The 12,156-nt window shown below is 61.0% G+C and carries 12 protein-coding genes and 1 pseudogene; 2 read left to right on the forward strand and 11 right to left on the reverse strand.

Features of this window, described 5'->3' with window-relative positions:
* Positions 1-80: 80 nt before the first annotated feature.
* From ACP7EW_RS22085 to ACP7EW_RS22105, 5 genes are all read right to left on the reverse strand, one after another.
* Entirely contained in the window at positions 81-1,247 is a 1,167-nt protein-coding gene (locus tag ACP7EW_RS22085; RefSeq protein WP_426219705.1) for a cystathionine gamma-synthase, read from the reverse strand.
* Positions 1,244-2,620, reverse strand: coding sequence for a pyridoxal-phosphate dependent enzyme (locus ACP7EW_RS22090; protein ID WP_426219707.1), 1,377 nt, complete (start codon positions 2,618-2,620; stop codon positions 1,244-1,246). The genes ACP7EW_RS22085 and ACP7EW_RS22090 overlap by 4 nt, the downstream gene beginning before the upstream one ends.
* Before the next feature lie 139 nt (positions 2,621-2,759).
* A complete protein-coding gene (locus ACP7EW_RS22095; protein ID WP_426219709.1) occupies positions 2,760-3,932 on the reverse strand; it encodes an alpha/beta hydrolase in 1,173 nt (390 codons plus the stop codon).
* Between the two features lie 125 nt (positions 3,933-4,057).
* Positions 4,058-4,906, reverse strand: coding sequence for a 4-hydroxy-tetrahydrodipicolinate synthase (dapA, locus tag ACP7EW_RS22100; RefSeq protein WP_426219711.1), 849 nt, complete (start codon positions 4,904-4,906; stop codon positions 4,058-4,060).
* Positions 4,907-5,213: 307 nt separating this feature from the next.
* The gene (locus ACP7EW_RS22105) at positions 5,214-6,608 is read right to left on the reverse strand and encodes a hypothetical protein (protein ID WP_426219713.1); all 1,395 of its coding nucleotides are present in this window, start codon (positions 6,606-6,608) and stop codon (positions 5,214-5,216) included.
* Positions 6,609-6,816: 208 nt separating this feature from the next.
* Between ACP7EW_RS22105 and ACP7EW_RS22110 the strand changes: the two genes are divergently transcribed.
* Positions 6,817-7,713 carry an SGNH/GDSL hydrolase family protein gene (locus tag ACP7EW_RS22110; protein ID WP_426219715.1) on the forward strand — a complete coding sequence of 299 codons (897 nt, stop codon included), beginning with the start codon at positions 6,817-6,819 and terminating at the stop codon, positions 7,711-7,713.
* Here the strand turns inward: ACP7EW_RS22110 and ACP7EW_RS22115 are convergent.
* The 6 genes and pseudogenes from ACP7EW_RS22115 to ACP7EW_RS22140 form a co-directional block, all read right to left on the reverse strand.
* A complete protein-coding gene (locus ACP7EW_RS22115; protein ID WP_426219717.1) occupies positions 7,710-8,192 on the reverse strand; it encodes a VOC family protein in 483 nt (160 codons plus the stop codon). The genes ACP7EW_RS22110 and ACP7EW_RS22115 overlap by 4 nt on opposite strands.
* Before the next feature lie 34 nt (positions 8,193-8,226).
* Positions 8,227-8,619, reverse strand: coding sequence for an ester cyclase (locus ACP7EW_RS22120; RefSeq protein ID WP_426219719.1), 393 nt, complete (start codon positions 8,617-8,619; stop codon positions 8,227-8,229).
* 3 nt (positions 8,620-8,622) lie between these two features.
* Positions 8,623-9,243: a LysE family translocator gene (locus ACP7EW_RS22125; protein WP_426219721.1), complete on the reverse strand. Its 621-nt coding sequence runs from the start codon at positions 9,241-9,243 to the stop codon at positions 8,623-8,625.
* Positions 9,244-9,309: 66 nt separating this feature from the next.
* On the reverse strand, positions 9,310-9,858 hold the full coding sequence (locus ACP7EW_RS22130; protein ID WP_426219723.1) for an adenylate kinase: 549 nt from the start codon (positions 9,856-9,858) through the stop codon (positions 9,310-9,312).
* Between the two features lie 58 nt (positions 9,859-9,916).
* Entirely contained in the window at positions 9,917-10,555 is a 639-nt protein-coding gene (locus ACP7EW_RS22135) for a hypothetical protein (RefSeq protein WP_426219725.1), read from the reverse strand.
* Between the two features lie 120 nt (positions 10,556-10,675).
* Positions 10,676-10,774 (reverse strand): annotated as a pseudogene (locus ACP7EW_RS22140) (VOC family protein); the annotation flags it as partial.
* A gap of 580 nt (positions 10,775-11,354) precedes the next feature.
* On the opposite strand from ACP7EW_RS22140, the gene ACP7EW_RS22145 reads away from it, so the two are divergent.
* Positions 11,355-12,155, forward strand: coding sequence for an aminoglycoside phosphotransferase family protein (locus ACP7EW_RS22145; protein WP_426219727.1), 801 nt, complete (start codon positions 11,355-11,357; stop codon positions 12,153-12,155).
* Position 12,156: the final 1 nt, after the last annotated feature.

Raw genomic sequence — 12,156 nt, forward strand, 5'->3', positions numbered from 1 at the left:
GCATCACCTCGGTACATCTGAAATACCGAGGTGTCTGCATCGCAGGCAAGCCAGCTCCCACAGGGAATCGATGTCTGCTGTTAGATGTGTGCCAGGGCTTGCGCCAAATCCGCCCGCAAATCCTCCACATCCTCAACCCCCACCGACAACCGCACCAACCCATCCCCAATCCCCAGCTGCGCCCGCGTTGCCGCCGGGATGCTCGCATGGGTCATGATCGCCGGGTGTTCGATCAGGCTTTCCACACCGCCAAGACTTTCGGCCAGGGCGAAGATCTTGACGTTTTCCAGGAAGCGCGTGGCGCCGGCCAGGTCGCTGTTCAGGTCAATCGAAATCATCCCGCCAAACCCACGCATCTGTTTGCGCGCCAGGTCATGCTGCGGATGGGACTTGAGGCCTGGGTAATAAACCCGTGCCACTTGCGGTTGTTGCTCCAGCCAGGTGGCCAGGTCGAGGGCGTTGCTGCAATGGCGTTCCATTCGCAACGCCAGGGTCTTCACGCCGCGCAGGGTGAGGAACGCGTCGAAGGGCCCGGCGATGGCACCCACCGAGTTTTGCAAAAAGCCCAGGCGTTCGGCCAGTTCAGGATTGTCGCCGACGATGGCAATGCCGCCGATGACATCGGAGTGGCCATTGAGGTATTTGGTGGTGGAATGCACCACTACATCAAAGCCCAGTTCTAGAGGACGCTGGATCCACGGGCTGGCGAAGGTGTTGTCGGTCACGCAAATGATGCCGCGATCACGGCAGATTCGGGCGATGGCGCTCAGGTCTGTGAGGCTCAGCAGCGGGTTGCTGGGGGTCTCGACCCAGACCATGCGCGTGTCGTCCTGCAGGCTCGCTTCAAAGGCCGACAAGTCACTCAGGTCGACAAAGCTGAAGCGGTGCCCGGCGCTGCGTTGGCGCACTTTGTCGAACAGCCGGAAGGTGCCGCCATACAAATCATTGCCGGAGACGATATGGGCGCCGGCATCCAGCAACTCCAACACCGTCGAAATCGCCGCCAGCCCAGAGGCGAAGGCAAACGCCTGGCTGCCGCCTTCCAGGTCCGCCACGCAGCGCTCCAGGGCAAACCGCGTGGGGTTGTGGGAGCGGCCGTAGTCGAAGCCTTTGTGTACGCCGGGGCTGTCTTGCAGGTAGGTGGAGTTGGCGTAGATCGGCGGCATCAGCGCGCCCGTGGTCGGGTCGGGGGACTGTCCTGCATGGATCACACGGGTGGCAAAGGCGCTTTTGTCGGATGGGCTCATGCAAGGGATCTCCGTAGGTGGTTGAGCAGGTCGACGCGGGTGATCAGGCCATGGAAGCCCGAGGCGTCGGCAATAATGGCGACCAGGCCGCGATCCAGCTCCGCCTGCAGTTGCGCGAGGCTGGCGCTGGGGGACAGGGTTTGCAGGGTATTGGTCATGGCGCTGGAGACAATCATGGAGAAATGCGTGGCGTCCTGATGCAGGCCCAGCAGGATGTCGGATTCATCGATCACGCCCACCAGCTTCTGACCGTCCACCAACACTGGCAACTGGGACACATCCGCCAGGCGCATGCGTTGGAACGCGGTGAGCAAGGTGTCGTCGGGGCTCACGCTGATCACACGACCGTCTTCGAAGCGCCGCGCGATCAGGTCGCGCAGGTCGCCGTAGTGCTTGTAGTGCAAAAGGCCAGCGTCGTTCATCCATTGGTCGTTGTAGACCTTCGACAAATAGCGGGTGCCGGTGTCGCAGACAAAGGTCACCACGCGCTTGGGTGTGGTCTGTTCGCGGCAGTAACGCAGGGCCGCAGCCAGCAGGGTGCCGGTGGAGGAACCGCCGAGAATGCCTTCGGCCTTGAGCAACTGCCGGGCGTGGTCGAAGCTTTCTTCGTCGCTGATGGAGTAGGCCTGGCGCACGCTGGACAGGTCGGCAATCGACGGAATGAAGTCTTCGCCAATGCCTTCCACCGCCCAGGACCCCGGCGTTTCCATCTTGCCACTGCGGCTGTATTCGGCCATCACCGAGCCCACCGGGTCGGCCAGTACCATCGCCAATTCGGGTTGTACGCGCTTGAAGAAGCGCGTCAGGCCGGTGAGAGTACCGGCTGAGCCGACGCCTACGACGATGGCGTCCAGATCATGCTGGGTCTGTGCCCAGATTTCCGGCGCGGTGCTGGTTTCATGGGCCAGGGGGTTGGCTGGGTTGTTGAATTGGTCGGCGAAGAACGAGCCCGGAATGTCCTTGGCCAGGCGCGCGGCCACGTCCTGATAATACTCGGGGTGGCCCTTGCCCACGTCGGAGCGGGTGATATGCACCTCGGCGCCCATGGCCTTGAGGTGCAGTACTTTTTCCGTGGACATCTTGTCGGGCACCACCAGCACCACCCGGTAGCCCTTGGCCCGACCGACCAGCGCCAGGCCCAGGCCGGTGTTGCCAGCGGTGGCTTCAATAATGGTGCCGCCGGGGCGCAAACGGCCGTCGCGTTCGGCGGCGTCGATCATGGCCAGGCCGATGCGGTCCTTGATGGAGCCACCGGGGTTCTGGGATTCAAGCTTGAGAAACAACGTACAGGGGCCGGTATCGAACCGGCTGACCCGAACCAGCGGCGTATTGCCGATCAGTTCCAGGACGGCGGGGCGGGAAGGGCTGGGCATGGTGTCACCTGGTGCGAGTTGGCGTCGGGGTGGACCGCAAAATGCAACAAAATGCAAAGTGTGCCTTCGACCATAGGCCCGGAACGCGGCACTCGCAACCGGGGAGTCCGCTGTTTATCTTTTTTTGGCGCATTGGCCTTCAGGGTTGCTTTTGCCGCTGGGTCAATGCCGGTGACGAGGCTTGCATCACCTGGTCCATGACCTGGGCCTGCCAGTCGAAATACGGGTTGAAGGTGAGCCGCGCATGCACTTTGCCCGGCTCGCGATAACCCCAGTCCGAATACCACACGGGCTCGCCTGCGCGGCAACGCGCAAAGTCCTCATCGGTCTGGCCGTTCAGGCACACGCGCTGGCTGCCGCCGGGCCCGTACAGGGAGTTGTCGGGTGCGAACAGCACGCCCATGTGGGAGAACCGACTGACCTGTTGGGCCGGGAGGTGGTCAGTGCGCACCAGTAAACGCGGGAGTTGCGGCGACGTGGCGGGCTCGCCGTACCAGATCATGCGTGAGGCCGGGTGGGTGAAGCGCTCAGCGAAGCTCTGCCGTACAAACTCCACATCCACCACTGAGTCATGGGCCGCGCTGACGATCAGCACGGGTCGATCAAACGGCCGCTCTTCCAACTTTTCGATGACAGATTTGCTGGTCTGGTAGAACTGGGCAAAGCCATTGGTAGGCACATTCTGGTAGCGCAGCGGTGTTTGTTGCTGTCGCGGACCGTCCGGGTCACGCAGCCATGGCTTGATGTGGGCCAGCCAGGGCAGCAGCCAGATATAGCGATTGCGCGCCTTGAACGCCGGGGAAAACATCAACAGCCCGGCAATGTCCGGATTGTCCATGGCGTACTCCAGCACCAGGTTGGCGCCGGTGGAGAAACCACCCAGGTAGACCTGGTCCGTCTCTCGACGCAGCAGCTCCACTTGTTGGGCCACGGTTCGGCGCCAATCCTCGATGTCGACGTCCAGCATGTCCGAGGGTTGTGTGCCATGCCCTGGCAGCAACAGCGTGCGTACTCGATAGCCCCGCGAGGCCAGATGCGCGCCAATATCGCTGAAAGAACCCGGCGAATCGCCCAAGCCGTGCACCAGCAAAACGCCGTGGCCATTGGGCGTTTGCGCGACCCATTCACGCGGCGCATTCCAGTCCAGCTCCAAGCTGTGGTCGGTGTCTTGAAAGCGTCGGTCGCGCTCAAGGTCCAACAGGGTTTGCTGACGGTAGTGTTCAAAACTGTCAGGCGCGGGTGATGGCAGTACTGCCGAGTGGGCAGAGCAACCCGCCAGGCTGAGCAGTATCAGAAAACGCAGTGATTTCATCCAGATCCCCTGACCGATGCAACGTGCAGCCGACCTTACGCGGCCGTCTGCGCTATCGCCAACCAAAAATATGACCATTAGTAACGGCTGTGTGAGGCGATCAGATCGCCTCTGTCAGCCGGTTCCTATAACTGCGTCAGCCGGGTGACAACCGCATCGCTGGCGCGCTGCATTGGCGCGCGCAACTCGCTGCTGATCAACCCCTGCAACGCCAGGGCCGCTTTAACCGGCGCCGGGTTGGGCTCCATGAACAGCGTGTTGATCAAGGGCAGCAACTGGAAAAACGTCTCCCGCGCCTCCGACAGCTGGTTGTCCCGCACCTGCTGCCACAGCGCCACAAACCGTTCGGTGTGTACATGGGCCGACGCCGCAATCGCCCCGGTCGCGCCCAGGCACAGGGCGTTGAAGATCTGGATATCCTCGCCGCACAACACCGTCACGTTGCCACTGGCCAGCAGCGCCAGGGTATTGCCCAGGTTGCCACCACAGTCCTTGATCGCGACGATCCGCTCATGGGCGACGATGTTGAGCAAGGTGGCCTGCTCGAAGGTCGACCCGGTGCGGTAGGGGATGTCATACAGAATGATCGGCACGCTGGACGCATCGGCCACGGTGCGGAAGAACGCTTCCAGACCGGCCTGGGACGGGCGGATGTAGCTGGGCGCCGGCACCAGCAAACCGGCGACCGGGCGTTGCAGGATTTCGCGCTGGAAGTGCAACAGCTCAATCTGGTTGTAGCCCGCCAGGCCCATCACCACACGGTTTGCCGGCACCCATTGCAACACGGCATCGAGCACCGCCAACTGTTCCTGGCGACTCAGCGACGCCGCTTCTCCAGTGGTGGTGCACACCATGATCCCGGCCACGTGCTTGTCCAGCAGATGGCTGACCAGGCGATGCAGACTGATGAAATCGATGGCGCCGTCCTGGAACGGCGTGACCACGGGAACCCAGATACCTTGAAACGATGACATGCACTTTCTCCTGATGATTGACCGCTGGAGTCACCGTCAGAAGGGCAGAGGGAATTGTGCAAGGGAGGAAGGCCGTCGCGCTCAATGTCCTGTCAGCTCATCTGACGGGACAGCGCGCCCCGGTCACATGAGCGACTGTTTCTTCGATTTGAGGGCGTGCGCAACGCAACCTTGCGCCTTGGCAACGGAGCCAATGACGGAAAGGTTAACGGAAGACGTTGCAGTCATGAGATGACACACCCTGAATAAGGCCTCCATCTTCACGGAAGATTACAGAGTGTGTCAACGGGGCTTACTCGAACGGGGCTTACTCGAATCTATCGATACGCGAGTCGGAGTAGAAAAACTCGTTCTTGTCGGTGCTCGATTCAAAGAAGTAGGCGTAGTCGGCCAGGAAGTACAGGTGGTTCACACGGTTGTACTTGTCACCGTCGCTGCGGCAGGACAAGGCCTTGGCGGTGCCCGACAGTTTCGCGTTGAGTTCACTGGCTTGCAGTTCACGTTCAACCTGGCAACGCGTGGTGAGTGACGAATTGCTGCTACCAATCAGGCTGTTGAGGCTGGCGCGTGTGGTGGTATAGGTCACCGTTTCGCCCAGGGGCAAGGCCTTCCAGTTACCGGTGAAACTCAGCTGGGTCAGGGTCGAGCTTTCTGCCATGCCTGAGCCGCCGTAGGTGGCTTTCGACACCAAGTGGAACAAGTTACGCCAGCTCACGGCCTGGCTTTCATAGCCGTCGCCACGCGTCGCCAGGGCCAGTTGCCCGCTCGGCGCATCCTGGCTGATGAACTGGGTGCTTTTGTTATCGCTGGTCTTGCCGCGGTAGTTGCTGGTGCCGACAAACTGTACGTACTTGAACGAATGGGCGGGCTTGTCCAGGTTCAACTGCGCGATGGCCGCCAGCACTGCGGGTTGCACCGACGTCAGGGCGATGGTGACCGGTGCTTTCATACGCGGCTTGAAAGCAGGCAATGTGGCGATCTTTTCCGGGCTGGTACAAACGTTGTTGAACAGCAACGCATAGTCGGCATTGCTGCCGGCGATGTTCTGTTGCGTGGGGAAGCTGTCGACACGGCCGTCGCTGACGCGGTTGTTGGCGTCGATGTCGTAGCCGGCCAATTCCATGTAGGTGCCGTTCTTGCACGACACCGCGAAGCGTTCGCGTTTTTGCGCGTAAGGGGCGTTGTACGGCAGGTCGTTGAGCACTGTCGGGTTATCGAAGGCCGCCCAAAAGCGCGTTTCGCCGTTGACGGTCTTGATGCTGTTGGCGTCGATCAACACCTGATCGCCACGCTCATTAGCCTGTACCAGGCGCCAGTCGGGCTTTGGCGTTTCGGCACAGGCGCGTACGAACGTCTGGTTGGTGGCCAGGGTTGCGTGCAACTCCGGCGACAGCTTTTGCGCGCTAGCATAGCGGCCTACGCTGCCTGGATACAGGCGCTTGACCGCGTCCATGTACAGCAGGTGCAACTGGGTGGAAGAACAAGCGGCCTCAAATTGCAGGGTGCGACGCACGGGGTTGTTTGGGAGCGTGGGCATCAGCACCTCGAAGCTCAACGTATCGCCTTCGCGCACGATACTGTTCTCAACCAGCGGTTGGCTCAGGGCCAGGGAAAACATTTGATCGATTTTGACTTTCTGGGTGGCGCAACCGGCCAGGGTGGCGATGCCACCGATCAGCAAAAGGGGAGTGATAAAACGCACGAGAGCCTCATTGAGTCCATTCAGGGATTTAAGGGTGACGGCAGGCGCGGCCGGATCTTTAGCCGGATGTTGCTGGTGGAGCGCCAAACCTGGCCGTAAGCCCCGGCACAGCAAGGGTGTAGCCGTCGCCGGATATGTGCGCGTCGCAATCGTCCTGCCGTGCTTTCAACCAGCCGGTAGTCTATTCGCACCTTCCGGGAGAACCTCGATGATCCGACGCGCGTGTTTGGCTGCCTTGCTGACCCTGTCTGTGTCGACCGCCTTTGGCGCCTCGACCTACGACCACCTGTATGCCTTTGGCGACAGCTACTCCGACAATGGCGCGGGCGACGTGCTCACCACAAGGCTTGCCGCGCAGAAGGTCAAGGACGCCCAGGCACTGCCCGGCCCGCTGTACTGGAAGGGACGCTGGAGCAATGGCCCAACCGCCGTTGAAGGCCTGGCCCAGGCATTAAAAACACCGCTGACCGACTACGCGGTGGGCGGCGCCAAAAGTGGCCACGGCAACTACTACACGTGGATGATGCCGACCCAGGACACCGGCGTACTCGGCCAGGTTGCCGAGCATTTGCAGGCCGCCAAGTCCCACAAGGCCGACCCCAAGGCGCTGTATTTCATTTTCATCTCGGCCAACGATTTTTTCGAATGGACCGACTTCTCCCATCCTGAAACCATCGAAGCCCTGAGCGAATCCAGCCTGGCCAACATCCGCAATGCCACCGAGCAACTGGTGGCAGCGGGGGCCAGGCACGTGATGGTGGTGGGCACCACGGACCTCAGCCACGTGCCCGCCGTGGTGCAGGGCAACCAGGTCGGCAACGCCAAGCACTACCAGCAGTTGCTCGCACAGAAGCTACCGGCCGTGTTGGCGCAGATCGGCGGGGCGAAGGTCACTTACTTCGACCATTTGGCGTTCAGCGACGCGCTACGCGCCAATCCGCCAGCCAATGGGTTCACGGAGATGGACACGCCCTGCCAGCCCACCTACCCGGACGTGAAACCGGCGTGCGCCAACCCCGATGGCCATTACTACTGGGACGAATGGCACCCCACCCGCAAGGTCCACGCCCTGGCGGCAAAGGCCATGCTCAAGGTGTTGCCTTAGCCAGCGGCCACCGCCGATTCAATGGCGGCGATGTCGATCTTCTTCATGGTCATCATCGCGTGAAAGGCGCGCTTGGCGACGGCCGGGTCGGGGTGGGTGACCGCGTCGGTCAGCACGCGCGGTGAGATCTGCCACGACACCCCCCATTTGTCCTTGCACCAGCCGCAGGCGCTTTCCTGGCCGCCGTTGCCGACGATGGCGTTCCAGTAACGATCCGTCTCGGCTTGGTCATCGGTGGCCACCTGAAATGAAAACGCCTCGGTATGGGGGAAGATCGGCCCGCCGTTAAGGCCGATGCAAGGGATGCCCAACACGGTGAAGTCCACGGTCAACACGTCGCCTTGTTTGCCGGACGGGTAATCACCGGGCGCCAGGTGCACGGCGTTCACCTTGCTGTCGGGGAAGGTCATGGCGTAGAAGGTGGCGGCCTCCAGGGCGGTGCCGTTGTACCAGAGGCAGAGGGTGTTCTTGCTTTTCATGGTCGGTCTCCACAGGAAAAGGGCCGTGTAGAGTCTAGACGGCCAGTTGCTGCTCGATGGCCCCCTTGTCGATAACCGACCACACGTGGACAAATTTACCGTCCACCACTTCGTAGAACACATTTTCGTCGAACGTCACCGTGCGCCCATTGATCGGCAGCCCGAAGAACTCGCCCCTGGGCGTCACAGTGAAATTCAGGCGGCTGGCAACCGTCGGCGGATCGGCCACCAGCAGCTGGATCCGGAACACCAGGTCCGGTATCTCGCGAAAATCCCGTTCCAGCATGGCGCGGTAGCCGGCGAGGCCGACTCGTTCGGCGTTGTAGGTTACGTCCGGGTGCACGAAATCACCCAAGCGCGCCCAATCCTGACGGTTCAGGCAGTCGATATAGCCTTGGTAAAAGGCGGCGAGTTCGTTTCTAGTCATGTCTCAAGCCCTGCGTGCCATCAACAACACCGTCGCCGCCGCCGACAACAACCCCGCGCAGCACCGATTGAAAATCCGCTTGCCCCGCGGCTCGGCAAACCAGCGCCGCATGTGCAGGCCCATATAGGCGTAGGCGCTGATGGCGATCCACTCCAGCACCAGGAACATCGCGCCGAGCAGCGCGAATTGCGGGGTGATGGGCTCGCCGGGCACCACGAATTGCGGCAGGAAGGCGGTGAAGATCAGGATTGCCTTCGGATTGCCCGCCGCCACTAAGAACTCCTGCCGCGCCAACGCCCACAATCCCACCTTGGCCGTCGCGGACTGCGCCTCTGCATCCGGATTGGCCCGCCACAACTGAAACGCCAGATAAAACAGATACGCCGCGCCCAGGATCTTGATCCCGTAGAACAACAACTCAGACGTTTGCAGCACCACCGCCAAACCCGCAGAGGCGAGGGCGATCATGCCGGCGAAGGCCAGCAAGCGGCCAATGCCGGCCAGGCATGATGTGCGATAGCCGTAGCGGGTAGAGTTGCTCACGGACAGCAGGTTGTTCGGGCCTGGCGCCATGTTCAGGGCAAAGCAGGCGGGGAGGAAAAGGGCGAGGGTGGCGAGGTCCATGGCGGCTCCGGGTTCGCGGGGGCGGGGAGGTGTGAGGATAAGGGGAGTGGAGGTCGTTGGACAGCCTCAGCCGTTCGTGTTTTGAGCTATCGCGGCGTTTGCGACATCAGCGGCCATCTGTTCAGCACCCCGCATCCCGTCAATCCGTAAGACCGGAGCCGTCTGCTGTGATAACCACGTCTCATGCCACGCCCGGTTGCGCCCTGAGAAATTCGGATCGTCGTATTGCGAAGCCCATTCCCGGAAGCCCACGTGTATCGCGTGCATATCACCACCGAGTGCAATCCGCTCGCCAAAACGCGCCTTCTCGCGGGCAGCCAGGCGTTCGAGTCGAACGGGCGTGGGGGTGACCACAAACACAATCAGGTCGGCATCAGCAATCAGCGCATCGCCCCACACCATGCAAGAACCACTCAGCACCCAGCCGTCGTGACCGCATGCTTGCTGCATCAATGACACGCGATCAGCGGGAGGTCGCTTGGTGGTGAAAGGAGGGTTTGTGGGCATCCAGTAAAAGTCATCGACGTCGACTTGTCGTAGACCCAGCCGCGTGGCGAGGTTGTGACCCAGCGTGGTGACGCCGGCGCACGATGCACCTGTGATGTAGATCCGCATTTTTCCTCCATGAACACACGCCGGGTCCCAGGTCAGGGAGATGTCCTGCCCAGGCAGTTCAGGGCAAAGGTGTCGGGGTAACGGTGTACCAACCCGAAGGGGTTTTGGCACACACCTGCGGCCTGAGCGGTGTTTCAACCGTGTTGTTGCCCTGAACGGAGAGTTGGCGAACGGCAATCACGCAACCGGCCTTGAACGTGCTGATTTTGACCATCTGAAGTTCCATTTCATAGTCTCTACCGGGCTCGGGGATGAGTGTGACAGGCGCGGGAAAGCAGGACATTTGCGAACCGCCCATGGCGAACCCTGCAATAAAGGGTTTACCCGCCGGAATGACATGCTCGTCAAACACTTTAGGCGACTGGTTGATGGCTTTGCTCGCCTTGCTGGCAGGCATGCCAATCACGCTGTTCTGACTGTCAGTGGCCCTGAAAGGGTAGAGACCCGCCGAGTCGACATGCGCTTTTTGCCACCCGGCTTCTTCAGGCGTTTTGGTCAGCAGGGACCCGTTGTAAAACGCTTCGCAGGTCTGGCCACTGAGGAAGCCCGCGTTGGTGGTGTCACCCGTGATCAGGCGGAGGCGGGCTGAGTTGGCGGGGTCGTATTGGCTGATCTGGGCTTCGTTGCGCACGTCGGTTTTGGTGGTGGCGCAGCCGATCAGGGTCAAGCTGACGGCCAGCGGAAAAAGTAAACGCATGGGTAACCTTCAAGTCCTGTGTTGGTTGGTGGTCGCAACCATACTATGAAGGTGACGTATTCGCCCACCTGGCATGTGCCGCCGAACGGACGCTCGCCTTAGCCTGCTCCAAGTTGAACCCACCGGCCGTTCACCCAGACGCTCGACCAACCTCACAAGATAACCGTCGGGATCCTGGACGATGAATTCGCGCTGGCCGATTTCTACATCGTCAGCCCGATTTCAGCGGTGACGCCTGTAAATCACAAGCTCATTGGATGTTGCGATTACCAACGTCCGGCCTGTGTACGAAAACCCAAACGCTCTCAACTCGGACTCAATGGCCAGTTTGTGGAATGTAGAGGGCTTGTCGTATAGGGCACCATACAGCCACGCCCCAGGTTCGACTAACAGCAAATGATGTTCGGGCCACTGCAGCGACACGGTCTCAACAGCCCAGTCATCAGGGGCGATCGAGGGCAGGCCACCGCCAAGAATGCCGGCCATTTGTAGGGTTTTACCCTCAAGCGCCCCGATGCCTTTACACTCCAGAAACCTATCGGTGAGCGGGCGCTCAGACGTGTGCCGGGCGATTTTCTGACCCGTTTCACAATCGAACAGGCCCAGTCCTGAACTCGAAGATACGAGTAATAGTTCCGAGTCTCGGTCGAAGCCAACGTCAAACAAGCTGGCGACAGTGAACTCCCCCGCGATTTCCCAGGGGGACGGGGGGAGGGAAGGTTGGCACTGCCTGATTGTGGCTCTTAGTGAATCGAGGTGAGAAGTTGTCACGTTGGAAAACTCTGGATTGAGTGAAGATATGTTTGATCAATACATGAAACGATGGGACCTGGCCATCGACGGTGACGCTATCGTCTCGCTGAACGGTAATCTGCTGCCCGTACGACAGCGCGGTCTGCCCGCCATGCTGAAAATCTCTCAGGTGGCCGAGGAGCAAGCGGGTAGCGTGCTCATGGCTTGGTGGGACGGCAAAGGGGCGGCGCCCGTGTTGGCGCATGATGGCGAAGCTTTGCTTATGGCGCGTGCGATGGGCTCGGGCTCGCTCATACAGATGGTCAGTGGTGGCAGGGACGACGAGGCCACGCGCATCCTCTGTGCGGTAGCCGCCGACCTTCATCTACCGCGCTCCTCGCCGAGCCCCGCCCTGGTTCCACTGACACAATGGTTCGAGGCGCTCTGGAGCACGGCGGCGACGCACGGCGGCATCCTTGGACACTGCGCAAAAAATGCGCGCGAACTCCTGGCCGATCCACGCGATGTCACGGTCCTGCATGGCGACATCCACCATGGCAATGTGCTGGATTTCGGCCCCTCCGGCTGGCTCGCTATCGACCCCAAAGGCCTGTACGGCGAGTGGGGCTTTGATTATGCGAACATCTTTTGCAATCCCGACGGTGAAAGCGCTCTGGCACCAGGTTGCTTCGCGCGTCGCATTGAAGTTGTCGCAAACGCTTCCGGTATTGAGCGCCGGCGACTCCTGCAATGGGTTCTCGCGTGGGCAGGATTGTCAGTCACCTGGATGCTTGAAGACGGTGAGGGGCCGGGCAGTACCCTTGAGGTTGCGAAACTCGCCGCATCGGCTCTCGGCATCAATGACTAGG

Origin of the sequence: Pseudomonas sp. DWRC2-2, assembly GCF_049897885.1 — a bacterium.
Classification (GTDB): Bacteria; Pseudomonadota; Gammaproteobacteria; order Pseudomonadales; family Pseudomonadaceae; genus Aquipseudomonas; species Aquipseudomonas azotoformans_A.

What these genes read in the sequence shown, in the direction of transcription:
- ACP7EW_RS22085 (WP_426219705.1), bottom strand. Translation starts at nt 1,247, where the DNA reads ATGAGCCCATCCGACAAAAGCGCCTTTGCCACCCGTGTGATCCATGCA.
- ACP7EW_RS22090 (WP_426219707.1), bottom strand. Translation starts at nt 2,620, where the DNA reads ATGCCCAGCCCTTCCCGCCCCGCCGTCCTGGAACTGATCGGCAATACG.
- ACP7EW_RS22095 (WP_426219709.1), bottom strand. Translation starts at nt 3,932, where the DNA reads ATGAAATCACTGCGTTTTCTGATACTGCTCAGCCTGGCGGGTTGCTCT.
- dapA (WP_426219711.1), bottom strand. Translation starts at nt 4,906, where the DNA reads ATGTCATCGTTTCAAGGTATCTGGGTTCCCGTGGTCACGCCGTTCCAG.
- ACP7EW_RS22110 (WP_426219715.1), top strand. Translation starts at nt 6,817, where the DNA reads ATGATCCGACGCGCGTGTTTGGCTGCCTTGCTGACCCTGTCTGTGTCG.
- ACP7EW_RS22115 (WP_426219717.1), bottom strand. Translation starts at nt 8,192, where the DNA reads ATGAAAAGCAAGAACACCCTCTGCCTCTGGTACAACGGCACCGCCCTG.
- ACP7EW_RS22120 (WP_426219719.1), bottom strand. Translation starts at nt 8,619, where the DNA reads ATGACTAGAAACGAACTCGCCGCCTTTTACCAAGGCTATATCGACTGC.
- ACP7EW_RS22125 (WP_426219721.1), bottom strand. Translation starts at nt 9,243, where the DNA reads ATGGACCTCGCCACCCTCGCCCTTTTCCTCCCCGCCTGCTTTGCCCTG.
- ACP7EW_RS22130 (WP_426219723.1), bottom strand. Translation starts at nt 9,858, where the DNA reads ATGCGGATCTACATCACAGGTGCATCGTGCGCCGGCGTCACCACGCTG.
- ACP7EW_RS22135 (WP_426219725.1), bottom strand. Translation starts at nt 10,555, where the DNA reads ATGCGTTTACTTTTTCCGCTGGCCGTCAGCTTGACCCTGATCGGCTGC.
- ACP7EW_RS22145 (WP_426219727.1), top strand. Translation starts at nt 11,355, where the DNA reads ATGTTTGATCAATACATGAAACGATGGGACCTGGCCATCGACGGTGAC.